The following is a 17,125-nucleotide window of genomic DNA, read 5'->3' on the forward strand; positions in this document are numbered from 1 at the left end:
AACCAAATAATAATTGTCAAGACAAAGTAAATGAATTCGAAGATATTCTATTCGGGGCAGGAAAACAAAGAAAAAGACCGGAAGCATGTGCTTCCGGCCTTTCGAAATTCTGACACCAATTATATAAGTTCTTGGAGGCTTATTTGTAGATCGTATTCTGTGGATCCCAGTTTGTCCAGCCGGTAGTCCAGTCAGTTGTTCCGAAAGCTCCTCTGAAAGTTTCTTTTGTAAAGAACGCATCAGCTCCTTTGCCATCCCAAACTGCATCTTTCAACAAAGGTGAAGTAGCTCCTGGCAGGAATGAAGGCGTAGTCAATGTGAAGTTTGCAGCATTCAAAACCAATGAAGCAAGATCTGTCACGATAGTGTTTTTGCGGGCAGCAGCAGAGAAGTAAGCAGTAGCCTGATCGTTGGTGATCTCACCTTTTCCTACCACAGGAAGTGTGTTGTTAGCCAATACGATACCTCTCAGATCCAATGTTCCGGCAGTTGCATTTTTGTAAGTACCTGTTGCAGTTCCGTCCAGACGAAGACCTTCTGGGTAACCTACGAAAAGTGAGTTCAAAATGCTGATAGATGTATTTCTGCGCAAGTGCATCGCCGACTGGTAAACGCCAGTTCCTGACTGTTGTGTGGCAGGAGGAGTCCCGCCAGTAACGAAGTTCGAGAAGTTAGCGAAGATAGGCGCTGTCAAAGGCAGACCTGCGTTTGCGCCGGTTGCCGGCTCACCTGGGTTATAGTTATCCGATTCGAAACCGTTTGAAGCAGACTGATCCGCAAATTGTGGGTCACGCAAAGAAACACCGTACTGCAATTTTCCTGTGAAACCCCAGTCAGTATCGAAATCATCGTCATAACCACGGTAAGCTACCAGGTATTTCATATTTACAGTTCCACCAAACCACTCGTATGAATCGTCACCGCTGTATGAAACCTGTACGTGATCGATTGTAGTACCTGAACCTACGGAATACAATGTCAAACCGTTGATCTCGCTGTTTGGAGTAGCGCTCAATGCGATACCACCGAACTCGATCCGTACATATTGCAATGTTCCTGAATTATCAGCAGCAATGTTGTCTGCGCCAATCGTGCCACGGATACCACCTTCGAATGCAGTACTTGCAGGACGGTTATTAGGTGCTTTACCAATCAAAACAACGCCACCCCAGTCACCGTAAGTACGTTTTCCAGGATCAGCATTGGATGTAAAAACGATTGGTTTGTCAACAGTACCGGCAGCCATCAGCTTTCCACCAGCTTCCACGATCAGCGCACCACCTTTACCAGATGCAGTAGGATCCGCATCTTTGCTGGCACCTTTGATCAATGTACCTGGCTCGATTGTCAATGTTGCACCGGTAGTAACATATACAAAACCTTTCAGAAGATAGATTTTGTCAGCAGTCCATTTTGTGTCTGCTTTGATTTCGCCAGTGACTTCAACCACCGAACGTTCAGTAGGGATTGTTACGGTGAAAGGAGAAGTGCTTTTTACAGTCTTGCCACCAACAGTTACAGAAATCGGGCCCGTAGTAGCGCCGGTTGGAACAGTTACTTCAAGCGAAGTTGGGGTTGCAGCCGTAACGGTTGCAGGAGTTGTATTAAATAAAACAGCGTTGTTTGCAGGAGTTGCGTCAAACTTTGTTCCTGTGATGACAACTTTGGTTCCAGCTAATCCGCTGGTAGGAAGGAAAGAAGAAACAGCCAATACATCTTCGACCGGAGCCGGTTTGTCGTCGTTATCGCAGGCCGACATCGCCATAAACAGCGCGGCAATCAGGAGCAGAAAATACGACCGGTTTTTGTGGATACTCATAGTGAATTGAAGTTGATTTACAGATTAAAAAAGGATGAACAGATAGATGTTAAGAGGTTATGGGATGATCGTTCTTCTTCCAAAATTGTAGGCGGCGGTCAGAGAGAAGTAGCTGCCTCTTCTGAACTTACGCACGTCCTGATCGGCACCGGCACTCACCGAAGTCACATCCATGCCAATTTTTCCGTCGTGGTTGAAATCTTGCGAGTAGCGTACCGGCTGGTTGAAAATGTCCTGGATACCTAATCTCAATTCCAGGTTGCTTTTGAATTTCTTGCTGATATTCAGGTCTACTACGTGGCGCGGCATTTCGTAAACTGTTGGGTTGTCCATGTTACCCACTGCGAAGATCCTTTGACCAAATACATTGTAAAGGACATTCCACTGCCAGCCGCTCGGCTCGGCGTAGTAAACCCCGCCATTGATCAGGTAAGGCGACTGGTTGGCCATCGGGCGTTTCGAGTCGGTGATGCCTGTCAGGTCGTATTTCTGGATCGCGCCGCTCAAATCCGGGCCTTCCACCACTTGTCCCAGGTTCACTTTGCTTTTAATGATAGAAGCATTGGCGATCAGGGTAATGTTTTTCAAAAACTGGCTGGATGCTTCCTGGAAACCTTTGCGGATCTCTACCTCAGCACCGTAGCTCTGTGCCGATCCTGCATTCACGAATGTGTAGGCCAGTCCGTTTCCGGTCGGGATCAGGAATGTTTCGATCGGGTTTTTGAAATGTTTGTAAAAACCAGTTACCGAGATCAGCTCATTCTGCGAAGGATAAAACTCCCACTTGGCATCCATGTTCTGGATTTTAGCGGTTTTCAGCGCCGTGTTACCGCGGATATCAGCCAGCAGGTTGAAGTCGAAGTAAGTAAATGGCGCCAGCTCGCGGAACTCGGCGCGGTTCAATGTGGACGAGTAAGCCAGACGCAGGTTTTGTTTCTCGGTCAGCTTGTAAGTGAAGTTCAGCGAAGGCAGCGGGATAAATACAATGTTGTTTACCAGCTCTTTACGCACATTTACCACCGTAGAGTGCAGCTGCTGGTTGTTGTACTCGCCACGGAAACCCAGCGTCAGGATCGCTTTTGAACCGAAGTTCAGGTCGCCGCTTACATAAGCTGCGTAGTAGTTGTTGATACCCTGGTACGAATCCAGGTCTTTGGTACCGTCTTTGATAGTCAATCCGCCATCGCGTCCGGTTATATTTTGAGGAGTGAAAATAGTGCCTATGTTGCCACGCAGGATTTCTGATGCATTTCCTACGTTGGTATACCCATAAAATCTTGCAGAATAATCGCGGTCTTTGCGCTCGCCGTACACCCCGAAGCGGATTTTGTTTGGCTCGCGGTCGGTAGGATTTCCAAATGCATGCTCACCATTTACAGCCAATGTCAGCACGCGCTCGCTCAGTTTCGAGTAGAAGCGGCCCAGGTCGATCGGGTTAGGATCGATCGGCGCTACGGCCTGGAAAGGAACCAGCTCTCCGTCAGCTCCGGTTGCGCCGGTCACACGCTGGAAGCGGATACGTTTCCAGTCTGGCTCCCAGCGGCCTGTGTAGCCGAAACCTGTGATCCAGTTTAGTTTTGTCAGATCACCGATTTTGTGGTCTCCCGAAACCTGGGTAGTAACAATCGTCCGGTTTTCAAAGCGCTGCGAGTAGTTACGCACATCATATCCGTCCACTACGCGCTGGCCATCGCGGGCCACTGTTTCGGTATTTCCAAGCTGGTTAAACAAAGTTTTCCATTCCAGGTTGAAAACCGGCGAGAAGCGGAAAGTCCAGTTGTGGAGCACGCCGATACGTGACTGGCGGGAGTAGTTTGCGTCGTTATATTTTTCGAAAACATCATTCGCATTCAAACCATTTTGGTACAGTTTCAGCGCGACGTTTGCGTATTGGTTGGTCAAAGAATAATTAATGTTGGTAATGTTGCTCACATCCACATTGCCGATATCAAAGCGGCGGCCCAGGTTAAATGCCAGGCGGAGATCAGGAGAAACATTGATGTTTTTCAATGCCCAGGTATTTGGAAGTAACTTCCCGTAAGCAGCTCTTTCAGAAGAACTTAATGTATTGAAATCCGCAGAACGTTTTGGGAAAGCGCTCGATAATGTCTGGTCAGGGTTCCACAAGCCCAGGAAATTGGCACCGCTGCGGGTATGTGTCTGAACATTCTGGAATGTCGTGTTGGCACGGTATCCTACTGTCACAGCACCATCGGTGAAGTTTTGGTCTGGGCGGCGTTTTGTGTAAATTTTGATAACCCCACCTGCAAAATCGCCCGGAGATTCGGCTGAACCGGATTTGTATACAATCATCCGGTCGATGATATTACTTGGTACCAGGTCGAAAGAAAACGAGCGGGTATCTACTTCACTGGAAGGCGTGATCACATCATTGATCAAAACTGCATTATAGCGCGAGCCCAAGCCGCGGATCATGACAAAACGGTTGTCAACAATGCTGACACCCGGTACACGACGAATCGCCGCAGCTGCGTCGCGGTCTTGTGATTTCTGGATTTGCTGGGCCGAGATACCTACTGCGATCGGCTTCAATTGTTTGATTTCACTGATGACCGCTACTTCGGTATTGGTTGCGCGTGCACCTCTTACCACTACTTCCTGTAAAGCTTTTCCTTCTTCGTCCAGCTCGGTATCGATTACAGTTGTGTTACCGGATTCTACGCGGACGTTTGGGATTTCTTTGGTTTGGTAAGAAACAAATGTGATAATAACCTTGTGCGTACCGGCAGGAACATTGGTAAGGATAAAGTTACCGTCGACGTCGGCTGCGGCACCGATCTGGGTGCCTTCTATTAAAACCGATGCCCCGATGAGGGCTTCTTTTGTTTTTGCGTCTTTAATCGACCCGCGGATTGAACCCGGATCGGCAAATGCTGTGAGAACAGCTGTGAGGGAGAAGAGAATTGTAAACAGTTTGGTTTTCATCTTTCGGTGTCAATTTTTCGACACAAAAGTAGATCGCCAATGTTACCCCAATGTTAAGGCTATATTATGCCTCAGTTATTTAAGATTTGTACTTTTTCCTAAAAATCAGCCAGTTATTCTACAATTCCTTGTCCTTTACCGATGTCGAAGTTTTCCAGGTCGTATACAAATCCGTTGACAACCGCGTACTTTACCTGGCTACCTTTTTTCAGTATAAATGTCGCGGTGTTCCCCAATCCGGGCGTGCCGGAAGGTGCAGGTTGGCCAGCCCGGAGAATGTGCAGCGGGGAGGTTGTGAAGTACAATCCGAGCGCACGGGTGTTGGCATCGGGCGCCAATCTTACGTAGGTATAACCTTCTTTTAACAGATTTAAAGCGTTGAGTTTGCTGATTTCGCTGACGTTTTTGTAGGCGGTCGGGTAAATTTTCCCTTTTTCTACGGTCAGGCCGGTAGCGTCCAATTCCTGGCTGCCGTACTGCGGGTGCAGGTCGCCGAAGTCTTCAATTTTACTATAATAAAAGAACTTGGTAGCATTCGAATAACTTACCTCATTCCGGTTGATACCAAAATCCGCAGTAAACGATTTGCCCGACTGCCGCACGGTAGCATTCCGTACCACGAGGTCGTAAAGCCATCGTCCGTTTTCCGGAATCTTGTAGTAGTCGTCGCGGTCTTCTTTGGTCAAGGAGTTATCAGAAATCTTGGCGAGTGCAGATAATATTGCCATAAAATTGAGCTGCCGGATATACTGTTTCTCCGGATCGCCCACATATCCGCCCGATTCGATCAAAACCAGCGTGGTACCCCATTTCTGCACATTATCCCCGAAACCGCGCGGCTCATGGTCGTCGGCGTAGCGGGCTACCTGGCCGGGAATGTACTTTTGCAGGATTTTATTCATCCCCACAATCAGCTGCATGGAGCGCTCGCGTACTTTGTTGATCGAAAGCTCGTAATCATAAGAAGTAGCGAGGAAAGAAATCGTCGCCACTTTTGGGCTGCGGCCGGCGGAATATCTCGGACTTTGATCGTGCAGGTTAAATCCATAATCCGGTTTCAGCCTGTCCACCAAACCTTTCAAAATCACTGCCTCGGGTGTCTGCCTGGCAGCGGCATCCCGGTTCATATCGATGCCCTGCACGGTGCGGCGCTGGTAGCGTTCTGCGCCGTCGGGATTGAGCATTGGTACAAAATATAATGTAGTGTTTTCTAAAAGGTCTTTTCTGAGCGCGTCGAAACCGTCATTTTTACCTTCCAGAAAATTGAAGATATCAAAGGTTGCCATCGTCGCGGTCGGCTCGTCGCCATGCATTTGGGTCCACAGCAAAACCTTCCTTTTACCATTTCCCACCTTGATCATCTGAATATTCCGGCCCTCAAACGATTCGCCTACCGACTCAATGTTGTAAATCGGGTTGCCCTGACGTTTGGAAATAAGTGGGAGAATGTCTTTTTGTTTGAAACGGCGCTGGGTCAGGGAAGCTTCACGGTAGGTAGCGTGTTTGTCAAAAAGCCGGCGGGCCATCTCTTCTGTCTGCGCCTGTGATGCGATGGTAGTCAAGGTAATGATCAAAAAGAATAGTTGTGAAATAAAAGGTTTCATGCAGTAGAATGCCTGTTTAAAACGCAATGTACAAGATTTTTCTAAGCAAATTTTAATGAAATCTTTACAGTTAAACTGCCTCGGTTTGTAATTTTTGCTTACATTTGCATCATGTTCAAAGCTGAAACACATCATCAATTTCATCATAGCCAACTGGCTATCGGACGTCTTGGGTGATATGTTTTTGCAAGTAGTGTTGTAATAAGGTTGAATACATAGTATCCCAGAAGCCCGATTAATCAATCGGGCTTTTTTTGTTTAGGCCACAATAGCACAATTCAATGAAAACCGTAATTATCAAATACAACGCCGGTAATGTGCAGTCTGTGATGTATGCGCTCGACCGTATCGGCGCGGGGTACATTTATACCGACGACGTGGAGGAAATCCGCTCGGCCGACAAAGTGATTTTCCCTGGTGTGGGTGAAGCCAGTACCACCATGAATTACCTGCGGAAAGTGGGGCTGGACAAGGTGATACCTTCTTTGAAACAACCCGTATTTGGTACCTGCATCGGTATGCAGCTGATGTGCCGGTTTTCGGAGGAAAACAATACGGAGTGTATGGGCATTTTTGATGTGGATGTGAAACGTTTCCCCGCCGAGGCAGGCATGAAGGTGCCGCACATGGGCTGGAATAACATTTCCAACTACGCTTCGCCGCTTACTTACGGCGTGCCCGATAATGCTTATGTATATTTTGTCCATAGCTTTGCCCCGCCCGTCTGCGACTATACCGTGGCCAGCTGCCAGTATGCGACATCTTTCAGCGCCATGCTGCACCGCGACAATTTTTATGCGGCTCAGTTTCACTGCGAAATCAGCGGGGATGTGGGGCAGCAGATCATGGAGAACTTTTTGAAAATTTAAATAAAAACCCTTCGATAATGATTGAAATTATACCCGCTATCGATATGATCGACGGGAAATGCGTCAGGCTAACCCAGGGTGACTACGGCAAGAAAACCGTCTACAACGAAAACCCGCTGGAAGTAGCGCTGGAATTTGAAGACGCGGGTTTGAAAAGATTGCACCTGGTAGACCTCGACGGTGCGAAAGCAAAGAAAGTCATTAACTGGAAGGTTCTAGAGAAAATCGCCAGCCGGACTTCCCTGCACATTGATTTCGGCGGTGGGGTACAATCCGACGACGATCTGAAAATTGTATTTGAAAGCGGTGCAAAACAAGTAACTGGCGGAAGCGTAGCGGTGAAGCAGCCGGAGGTTTTTCAAAACTGGCTTTCGGTTTATGGCGGTGAAAAGATTATTCTCGGCGCCGACGCAAAAAATGAGAAGATCGCCGTGAGCGGGTGGGAAGAGGGGACGCAGATATGGGTGTACGATTTTGTGGAAGAATATGTGGAGAAAGGCGTAAAGTACACCATCAGCACCGATGTTGCGAAGGACGGTTTGTTGCAAGGCCCTTCTTTTGATTTATATAAAAACTTGCAGGATAAATGTCCTGACCTAAAAATCATTGCCAGCGGCGGGATCAGCGGGATCGAGGATGTTGAAAAGCTGGCGGAAATGAACATTTACGGCGTGATCATCGGCAAAGCGATTTATGAAAACAGGATCAGCCTGCCCGATTTAGAGCGATTTATTGTCTGATATATGCTTACCAAACGGATCATTCCCTGCCTCGATGTCAAAGACGGCAGGACAGTAAAAGGGGTTAATTTTGTGAACCTGCGTGATGCCGGCGACGCGGTGGAACTGGGCGCATTGTACGCCGCGCAGGGTGCCGACGAGCTGGTTTACCTGGATATTACCGCTACCATCGACGGCCGCTCGACATTTATCGACCTGGTGCGCCGGGTAGCGCAGACCGTCAACATTCCTTTTACGGTAGGCGGCGGCATTTCATCGATTGCGGATGTTTCAGCATTGCTGCATGCAGGCGCCGACAAAGTTTCGATCAACTCGGCGGCAGTACGGAATCCGGATTTGATTAATGAATTGTCGCTGGAATTTGGCAGTCAATGCATTGTGGTCGCGATAGATACGCGTTACATTGCAACGGAGCAGGGGCACGAGCATGTCGTACATACGCATGGCGGACGTAAAGCGACGGAAATCAGGACGATACCCTGGGCGAAGGAAGTGGAGGAACGCGGCGCGGGTGAAATTTTACTGACTTCCATGGATACCGACGGCACAAAAGCAGGTTTTGCACTGGAACTAACTTCGGCCATATCCGGAAATGCCAACATTCCCGTTATAGCTTCGGGCGGCGCGGGGAATATGGAACATTTTTATGATGTATTCACCGCAGGAAAAGCCGATGCCGGGCTCGCAGCCAGCATTTTCCACTTTCGGGAAATCGATATCCCGGATCTGAAAGGATATTTAAATGAAAAAGGTCTACCGATCAGGATGACCCGTTAATTCAACATTGATAAAACACAAATGAGCGAAACTTTTTCAACGATTGATTTTGATAAATCCGGCGACGGCCTTGTACCGGCCATCATCCAGGATTTACACACGGACAAAGTCCTGATGCTGGGCTATATGAATGTCGAAGCTTTGGAAAAAACCAAAAAAGAAGGCACCGTTACTTTTTACAGCCGGAGCAAGCAGCGGCTCTGGACTAAGGGTGAAACATCGGGTAACTTTCTTTTTGTGAACGAGATAACCGCCGATTGTGACGGTGATACATTGCTGATCAAGGCTACTCCGGCCGGTCCGGTGTGCCATACGGGCGCCGACACCTGTTTTGGGGAAAAAAATAGTCAGGATGTGCGCATCGGGGAAGCGTTTTTTCTCAATTATCTTCAGAAAAAGGTAATCCGGGAAAGAAAATTAAACCCGACCGAAGAGTCGTATACCAGCAGCCTGTTCCGCAAGGGTATCAACAAAATTGCGCAGAAGGTAGGCGAGGAAGCCGTGGAAGTTGTGATCGAATCCAAGGACGACGACAGCGAGCTTTTCAAGAACGAAGTTTCGGATTTGCTGTTCCACCTTTTGGTCTTGCTGGAACAAAAAAACATTGACTTAGACGAGGTAATTGACGTACTTCGTAGCCGTCACCAATAAAACAGAAGTGGTATGAAATTACTCCTACGTCTTGTAATCAGTACTTTGGCGATCATCGTCGCGGCAAATCTGGTTCCTGGTGTCGTCGTCGACAGCCTTACCACGGCCATCATCGTCGCCATCGTATTAGGCCTGCTGAACACTTTTCTGAAACCGGTTCTTCAGATTCTGGCCCTGCCCATCACGATCCTGACACTGGGGCTTTTCTATTTTGTTGTCAATGTGTTCATCATTTACCTGGCGACTTATCTCGTCGACGGGTTCGCGATCAGCAATTTCATCTCTGCATTAATATTTGGTCTGGTCGTTTCCGTAGTATCGTCCATTCTTGGTATGTTTTTGGATTAGTGTGTAAAGGGTCTGCAAATCAGTTGTTGAAGCCCCGCGTAATAGAATACACATGATTTGACAACTACTGGTTATGATAAGTCAGTTAGAGGAAATTAAAGAAACGCTTTTTAAGTATTTCGAAACACGGATCGATCTGTTCAAGATCGAAACGAGGGATAAGATTGAACGTGCGGTGGTGATGGCCGTTTATGGCGCATTGCTGCTTTGCGTGGCGCTGACAATTCTGATCCTGGTGGTAATTCTGATAGGGACTTTCCTAAACAGATGGCTGCACAGCGATTATCTCGGTTTCCTGATCCTGCTGGGGGTTTTTGTATTAAAACTCGTCATCTGGATCGTCTGGAAAGAAGCCTTTGTAAGGATGATCAGGAATGTAATTGTTCGTTTTACCAAAGAAAAGGAGTAGCACTTTTCACCGCCGGTCTGGGATGCCAGGCGTCAAATCGCTATTTTTGGGTTCCTTTGGGAATTTCATATACCACTATTAAACAGGGATGAGATGAATTCGCCGATAGATTCTTCCGTAAAAATTAAACCGTTTTCGTCCGATACGGATAAGGATAAACTGGATCTGCAGCTGGATGCGGACGTTTATCGTGAGAAGCTTGAACATCAATGGAGCGATCTCAAAACCGAAGCAACCAGCTATGGAAAGCAGGCGCTGGTCATAGGCGGGGTGGTTGCGACGAGCTATCTGGTAATGAATGCTTTTTTGCCTAAAACCAAAAAGGATAAGGAAGCAGAAAAGAAAAAGCAGGCACCGAAAGAGGAGTTTGTACTCATCGAAAAAAGCAAGCTTAAGAAAGATAAAGCGCGTTCCACAGCGGGACAAGCGGTGCAAAGTTTAGCCTGGACATTGGCAGTGGGTTGGGCTCGCCAGAAGCTAAAACATTTAATGCAAGACGAACAAAAAACTGAATGAAAGCAGCGAATCATCAAATCGCAGACCTCCTTTCCACAAGAAAACAAGAAAAAAGGAAATCGTTTGCTGTTCTCTTAGATCCCGATAAAGTCAATTTTTCCACCTTTCCCGAATTCCTCAGATATGCGGAAGGGCATGGTGTGGATTTCTTTTTTGTGGGCGGAAGCCTAATTACCAATTACGCGATCGACAAATTGATCGCTGCCATTCACGAGCATACCAACATTCCCGCTATCCTGTTCCCGGGAAGCAGCTTACATATCGATCCGTCAGCCGACGCAATCCTTTTATTATCCTTAATTTCCGGTCGTAATGCAGACCTTCTGATCGGTCAGCATGTCATTGCGGCACCGTTGCTGAAAAGGAGCGGAATTGAAGTTTTGCCGACCGGCTACCTGCTGATCGAAAGCGGCAGGCTTACCACGGTTTCCTACATTAGTAATACAACACCGCTTCCCAGAGACAAGCCAGGTATCGTTGCATGCACCGCTTTGGCGGGTGAATACCTGGGTTTAAGCAACATTTTCCTCGACGCCGGCAGCGGCGCACTTTACCCGGTTACTGGTGAAACCATAGCAGCAGTGCGGGCAGCCGTCGATACGCCCATCATTGTCGGCGGAGGAATTGATTCTTACGAAAAGGCGGAAAACGCCCTCAGCGCCGGTGCAGACGTGATTGTGGTAGGTAATGGTATCGAGAAAAATCCTGAGCTTCTCCCCGAAGTAGCGGCCTGTGTAAGCGCTTTTAATCGCAATGTCGCGCAGGTTTAGTCATCAGGCACAGAAATTATAGGACAAAAGGAAGTGATTTGAATATTTTCTAAGGAAATTTTAAGTTCTTGGAAAAATACAAACTGCAAGTGTAGGAATATTCAAGTTAAAGCTATTACCTTTGCACCGAACCTTAATTACACCCAAGAAATGAAAAAATTCTTTGCATTCGCGTTTGTTGCCGGGATGGTAGCTTTCGCTTCTTGTACTAGCAAACCAGCTGACGAATCAGGATCGGCAGACTCAACAGTTGAAGCAGCTCCAATGACTGCTGATACTATGTCTACTGACACTACAATGATGGCTGACACAACTGCTGCTGATACTACTAAAAAGTAATCAGACGTACGAGTCGAAAATCTTGAAAAGCCCTATGAAAATAGGGCTTTTCTTTTTTTATTTAATGAATGAAAAGTGTTTCCATAGCGCTGCATGTGCCCCAGCTGGCAAGCCAGTATTGTGAAGAACTCTACCGCAGCTACAAATTTGACTTCCTGCTTTCCCGCCCCCGCCGCACCCGGCTGGGCGATTTTACAGTAAAACCAGGCTTTATTCCCCGGATCACGGTCAATGTTAATTTAAACCCATACAATTTCCTGATCACCTACCTGCACGAAGTAGCACATTGTGTGGTGCATTACAAATACAAAGGCAGGAGAAAGCGCGTAGCGCCGCATGGTGCGGAGTGGAAACAGGAATTTCGTACGCTTTTACAGCCGGTACTGACCGAAAGTATCTTCCCCGAAGACATTCTGATGCCACTGATGCGTTATGCTCAAAATCCCGGTGCCTCCACAGGCGGCGACCTGCTGCTTTTCAACGCAATCCGGAGATACGACGATGCTGTTTTGCAGGAAGGAAGAATCGCGCTAAAACAGCTGAATGAAGGTTCCAGCTTTGTTTTTCAAAACCGGACATTTACCCGTGGCATTTTAAGAAGGACCCGTGTGCTGTGCACGGACAAAATTTCACAGCGCCTCTATACCATACCGGCCCATGCATTGGTTGAAGCGTGTTGATGGAAAAAGAATGATGCGCCAGACGGTTTTGGCCTTTCTGGCAATGCTGGTTGCTTTTTCGCTCCACGCGCAGAATGCTGTTTTTTCTTCCGGTCAGTGGTACAAGCTGGGAGTAACACAGACCGGTATCCACAAAATCGATTTTTCTGCCCTCCGAAAAATGGGTATTGATCCTGGAAAAGTTGACCCGGGACAGATAAGGTTGTTCGGGAATGGTGGCGCCATGCTGCCGCAGGCAAATGCCGCTCCCCGTCAAAGTCAGCCCAAAGAAAATGCGATCTGGATTAAAGGCGGCGAAGATGGTAAGCTGAATAATGGTGATGCTATTTACTTCTATGCCGAAAGTCCGCACATTATCACCTACGATTCTGCCAAAGCCGAGCTGCAACACCAGATCAACTGCTACGCGGATACCAATTTTTACTTTCTCACATTCGGGCAGGGACAAGGCTTGCGGATTGCGGGCGCACCCAACATAATTGCAAAGAATGCGCCGGTAGTGACGCAGTTTGACGATTACTGGTATCACGAGCTCGAAACCTATAACCTTTTAAAATCAGGTCGAGAGTGGTATGGCGAATACCTCGGAGCTTCGCCAGCGAACATTAACGTGGATTTGCCGGGTGTGATCTTAAATTCTTCTGCAAAACTCAGGACGTCAGCCATCGGAGCGGCGCAAGTTACGACAAAGTTTGTCTGGAATGTGAACGATAATATGGTCGGTACCAGCCAGATCGGGACGGTGAGTGGCGGAATTTACGATGTGCGGGCTCTGCGTGCCGAGTCCGTTTATGCATTTGCCGCCCCTGCTGCTTCTGCTTTCAAAATCAATGTGACTTATGATAAAAATGGTCAAGCCTCGGCGCAGGCTTATCTGAATTATGTTGCCTTACAGGTAAAAAGAGAGCTCAACTTTTATGATAAGCAGCAGCTGTTTTATTTTTTACCTCAAAAATCAGACACTGCTACATACCAGATGAAGCGTGCCGCAGATGGCTGGAACATCTGGAATGTGAGCAACCCTTTGCAGCCTGCCGCCGTCATTATTCAGAATGCAGGAAGTAATGCTTCTTTCACGGCCAGCGGCGCCAGTAAATTGGGAAAATACATCAGTTTCAAACCCGAACAAGCTTTTGAGCCGGTCTCGTGGACGAGGATCGATAACCAGGACATTGCAGCCTCAGAAGCACCGGACCTGTTAATCGTTTCTCCAAAAGCGTGGCTCTCCGAGGCGCGGCGACTAGCTGCATTCCGGGAAACAAATGATGGTCTGAATGTGCTGGTGGTGGGTAGTGACGAAGTTTATAATGAATTTTCATCCGGTAAACCCGACGCGACGGCGATCCGCGATTTTGTCAGAATGCTTTATCAAAAAACGCCCGGCAATCTCAAATACCTGCTGCTTTTCGGCGATGCTACGTATGATTACCGGGATAAGTTGAAAAATCAGACACCGGCGCAGCGAAGTAATTTCATCCCGGTTTATGAGAGCCGCGAGTCGCTGAATCCGGTTTACACTTATTCCTCCGACGATTATTATGGTTTTATGGAAGCCAGCGAAGGTAGCTGGGAGGAATCGACGGCCGGGGACCATACTTTGGATATTGGTGTGGGCAGGCTGCCGGTAAAATCGCTTTTTGAGGCTGAGGTTGTGGTAGATAAGTTGATACGCTATGAGTCCGGGCGGTCGATCGGTCATTGGCGTAACAATGTCAAGTTCGTGGCCGATGATGGCGACGGCAACATTCACCAGAGCCACGCCGACCAGCTGGCGAAGCTGATCCAGCCTCAATTTTTGTCATCCAGAATATTCATTGACGAATCCGTACAAACCACGACGAGCGAAGGCCAGAAAGCGCCTGCGGTAAACAATAAAATCAGGAACAGCATTGATAACGGAACATTGATCCTGAACTACACCGGTCATGGCGGCGTGAGCGGCTGGGCTGAGGAACAGGTACTTACATTGGCCGATATGCAGTCTGCCCGTGGGATTGACAACCTGACGCTGCTCTTCACCGCGACCTGCGATTTTGGAAGATATGACGATCCGGGAAATGTTTCGGGAGCGGAAATCATGGTTTTGAGTCCGAAAGGCGCGGCGATCGGCGCGATTAGCACCACACGGCCGGTTTATTCCAGTACCAATTTTACATTGAGCAAAGCATTTTACGAGTCGCTGGTCAAACCTGCCGCCGGGAAGCGCATGGGCGATTTTTTCAGGGATACCAAAAACGGAGCGCTCGTAGGCAGTTTGAACCGGAATTTCACATTACTGGCCGATCCGTCCATGAAATTCGGGCTGAGTGAAAAAAGTGTTCGCTGGGAGCAAATGCCTGATAACCTGCGTGCTTTGCAAAAAGTAACGGTTCGGGGAGAGATTTGCGACCGCGTTAATGGTAAGCGTGATAGTATTTTCGATGGCACTGCGCGGGTGGCGATTTTTGACAAACAAATCACTTTTCAAACATTGGGCAACGAAGGCAGCCCGGAAAACTATTCGGAGTTTCGCAGCAAGTTATTTGACGGCAGCGTAACAGTGAAAGGAGGGAAGTTTACCTGTGAATTTGTGATGCCCAAGGATATTGATTACAGGGTGGGGTTAGGAAGGGCCAGCGTTTTTGCGGTGAGCGCCGATAGTACATCCACCGCAGCCGGGCAACTCGACCTGATGATCGGCGGGAGCGGGGAGCTGGTGACCGATAACGTTCCCCCTAAAATTTCGGCTTATCTGAATAATGATTCTTTCAGGAACGGTGACGTGGTGGAGCCTTCGCCGGTACTTTGGGTGCATGTGAGCGACGAAAACGGGATCAATATTTCCAATGCGGGCATCGGCCACGGGATTACATTAACATTGAATGACACGCTGACTATCAGCCTGAATGATTATTTCACAGCAAATACCGATGATTACCGTTCCGGGGTGGTTCGTTACCCGCTTGCTAATTTGCCCGCCGGTAAATATGTAACCAGTGTAAAAGTGTGGGATACGTATACTAACTTTTCGGAAATTGCGTTCGCTTTTCAAGTGGAAGCCGCAAGGCGTGTCTCCATCAATCAGTGGAACATTTATCCCAATCCGTTTGATAAAGAACTTTCCTTTGCGCTGGGTCACAGCCGGGAAAATGAGGATGTTGAACTCAGATTCAGCATTTTTACATCAAAAGGGCAGGAGCTCGGTAATTTTCGCTGGGAATATTACAACAGTGACCCCGTGATCAGAGAAACGGTAAACCTGGATCGCAGGATTCCGTCACACACAATGCTTTTATACAGGATGATAATCAGGTCGTTAAAAGATAATTCAACTGACCAGAGAGCGGGACAGATCGTGCGCTCTCCCTGAGAGAATAAAACTTATCATTATTTTTAGTATTAACTATCTTTCATCGTATTTTTGACCCTTTAAAGAAGCTGATTTAAAGCACTTCCTATCGCAAATCCAATTTCTATGAGACTATTTTTTGGTGCATTATCCTCACTATTCATTTTAACTTCGGGTACGCTTTTGGCCCAAACCACACTCACGAGACGAATTCCTGCTTCACCACTTTCTTTCTTGACATTTGCCCCTGACGCACGCAGCGCAGCGATGGGAGAAGCCGGTGTGGCATTAAGTCCTGACGCCAATTCGACTTACTGGAATGCTGCCAAACTTCCATATAACACCCGGGATATTGGTATTTCGGCATCTTATACGCCATGGCTTAGAAATTTGGTGGACGATATGTGGCTGGGTTACCTGACCGGCTACAAAAAATTAGGCGATAAGCAGGCAGTAGCGCTTTCTGTCAATTACTTCAACAATGGTGAGCTGGATTTGCGTGACGCGGTTGGTACCCAAATGGGATATTTCAACTCACGGGAAGTTTCTTTTGCCGGAACTTACTCCCGTCAGCTGGCCAAGAATTTCTCGATGGCTTTGACATTAAAATACATTTCATCCAACCTTGCGGGTACGTCTGTCATTAATAACGCTTCAATAGCCCCGGCACGGACTGCTGCCGGTGATATCAGCGCTTACTACCGCAAGCAGATCAGAAATGAAGATACCGGAGGTGAATTTACCTGGTCTCTGGGGGCAGTACTCTCTAACCTGGGCGGTAAAGTCAATTACGGTTCAGGGACCAATACTGAGAACTTTATCCCTACAACCTTGAAACTAGGTGGTGGAATATCCTTCTCGGCAGATGGCAGAAACAAGTTTAACTTTATCCTGGACGCTGCCAAGCTGATGGTACCAACACCAGACGGAACGACAACAATTAACCAAAAACCACTTTTGAAAGGTGTTTTCGGATCATTCTCGGATGCACCGGATGGTTTCAAAGAGGAAATGCAGGAAATTGCGCTCTCAGGAGGTGCGGAATACTGGTACAACAATATCTTCGCTCTGAGAGCCGGATATTATGGAGAAAACAAAAACAAAGGCGACCGCCAATTCTTCACAGCTGGTGCAGGCGCGCGGTTTATGGACAAATATTCAGTTGATTTTGCTTACCTCTTTCCAGTAAAACAAGGAAGCCCGCTGGCGCAGACATTGCGTATCACGCTTTCAGTCGGTTTGAACAAAGCGGAAAAACTGGACGTCTCAGACACAGAAAACTAACTGTCGCAAGAAACTTAATACTGAAACAAGAAATTTAATTTTTAC

15 protein-coding genes are annotated in these 17,125 nt (G+C 47.7%); 12 read left to right on the forward strand and 3 right to left on the reverse strand.

Annotated features, from left to right (window positions below; genetic code table 11):
* Window positions 1-139: 139 nt before the first annotated feature.
* From FEN17_RS13200 to FEN17_RS13210, 3 genes are all read right to left on the reverse strand, one after another.
* Window positions 140-1,819: an IPT/TIG domain-containing protein gene (locus FEN17_RS13200; RefSeq protein WP_138365819.1), complete on the reverse strand. Its 1,680-nt coding sequence runs from the start codon at window positions 1,817-1,819 to the stop codon at window positions 140-142.
* Between the two features lie 57 nt (window positions 1,820-1,876).
* Window positions 1,877-4,765 carry a TonB-dependent receptor gene (locus tag FEN17_RS13205; protein ID WP_138365820.1) on the reverse strand — a complete coding sequence of 963 codons (2,889 nt, stop codon included), beginning with the start codon at window positions 4,763-4,765 and terminating at the stop codon, window positions 1,877-1,879.
* Between the two features lie 113 nt (window positions 4,766-4,878).
* Window positions 4,879-6,369 (reverse strand): M14 family zinc carboxypeptidase, encoded by a 1,491-nt coding sequence (locus tag FEN17_RS13210; RefSeq protein ID WP_138365821.1) that lies wholly within the window; start codon window positions 6,367-6,369, stop codon window positions 4,879-4,881.
* Window positions 6,370-6,650: 281 nt separating this feature from the next.
* Here FEN17_RS13210 and hisH point away from each other — a divergent pair, with 281 nt between their 5' ends.
* From hisH to porV, 12 genes are all read left to right on the forward strand, one after another.
* On the forward strand, window positions 6,651-7,238 hold the full coding sequence (gene hisH / locus FEN17_RS13215; RefSeq protein ID WP_138365822.1) for an imidazole glycerol phosphate synthase subunit HisH: 588 nt from the start codon (window positions 6,651-6,653) through the stop codon (window positions 7,236-7,238).
* A gap of 17 nt (window positions 7,239-7,255) precedes the next feature.
* A complete protein-coding gene (gene hisA, locus FEN17_RS13220; RefSeq protein WP_138365823.1) occupies window positions 7,256-7,978 on the forward strand; it encodes a 1-(5-phosphoribosyl)-5-[(5-phosphoribosylamino)methylideneamino]imidazole-4-carboxamide isomerase in 723 nt (240 codons plus the stop codon).
* A gap of 3 nt (window positions 7,979-7,981) precedes the next feature.
* A complete protein-coding gene (gene hisF / locus FEN17_RS13225; RefSeq protein WP_138365824.1) occupies window positions 7,982-8,755 on the forward strand; it encodes an imidazole glycerol phosphate synthase subunit HisF in 774 nt (257 codons plus the stop codon).
* A 21-nt stretch (window positions 8,756-8,776) separates the two neighbouring features.
* Entirely contained in the window at window positions 8,777-9,406 is a 630-nt protein-coding gene (gene hisIE / locus FEN17_RS13230; protein ID WP_138365825.1) for a bifunctional phosphoribosyl-AMP cyclohydrolase/phosphoribosyl-ATP diphosphatase HisIE, read from the forward strand.
* Window positions 9,407-9,418: 12 nt separating this feature from the next.
* Window positions 9,419-9,754, forward strand: a complete 336-nt coding sequence (locus FEN17_RS13235) for a phage holin family protein (RefSeq protein WP_138365826.1) — start codon at window positions 9,419-9,421, stop codon at window positions 9,752-9,754.
* A 73-nt stretch (window positions 9,755-9,827) separates the two neighbouring features.
* Window positions 9,828-10,163 (forward strand): phage holin family protein, encoded by a 336-nt coding sequence (locus FEN17_RS13240; protein ID WP_138365827.1) that lies wholly within the window; start codon window positions 9,828-9,830, stop codon window positions 10,161-10,163.
* A 93-nt stretch (window positions 10,164-10,256) separates the two neighbouring features.
* Window positions 10,257-10,679: a hypothetical protein gene (locus tag FEN17_RS13245; protein WP_138365828.1), complete on the forward strand. Its 423-nt coding sequence runs from the start codon at window positions 10,257-10,259 to the stop codon at window positions 10,677-10,679.
* Complete coding sequence (locus tag FEN17_RS13250; protein WP_138365829.1) at window positions 10,676-11,449, forward strand: phosphoglycerol geranylgeranyltransferase; 774 nt, start codon at window positions 10,676-10,678, stop codon at window positions 11,447-11,449. The genes FEN17_RS13245 and FEN17_RS13250 overlap by 4 nt, the downstream gene beginning before the upstream one ends.
* A gap of 150 nt (window positions 11,450-11,599) precedes the next feature.
* A complete protein-coding gene (locus FEN17_RS13255) occupies window positions 11,600-11,788 on the forward strand; it encodes a hypothetical protein (RefSeq protein ID WP_138365830.1) in 189 nt (62 codons plus the stop codon).
* 68 nt (window positions 11,789-11,856) lie between these two features.
* Entirely contained in the window at window positions 11,857-12,468 is a 612-nt protein-coding gene (locus FEN17_RS13260; RefSeq protein WP_229208811.1) for a SprT family zinc-dependent metalloprotease, read from the forward strand.
* Window positions 12,446-15,817, forward strand: a complete 3,372-nt coding sequence (gene porU, locus FEN17_RS13265; protein WP_229208812.1) for a type IX secretion system sortase PorU — start codon at window positions 12,446-12,448, stop codon at window positions 15,815-15,817. The genes FEN17_RS13260 and porU overlap by 23 nt, the downstream gene beginning before the upstream one ends.
* A 105-nt stretch (window positions 15,818-15,922) precedes the next feature.
* On the forward strand, window positions 15,923-17,080 hold the full coding sequence (gene porV / locus FEN17_RS13270) for a type IX secretion system outer membrane channel protein PorV (RefSeq protein WP_138365831.1): 1,158 nt from the start codon (window positions 15,923-15,925) through the stop codon (window positions 17,078-17,080).
* Window positions 17,081-17,125 lie beyond the last annotated feature (45 nt).

Source organism: Dyadobacter luticola (assembly GCF_005860805.1).
Classification (GTDB): Bacteria; Bacteroidota; Bacteroidia; order Cytophagales; family Spirosomataceae; genus Dyadobacter; species Dyadobacter luticola.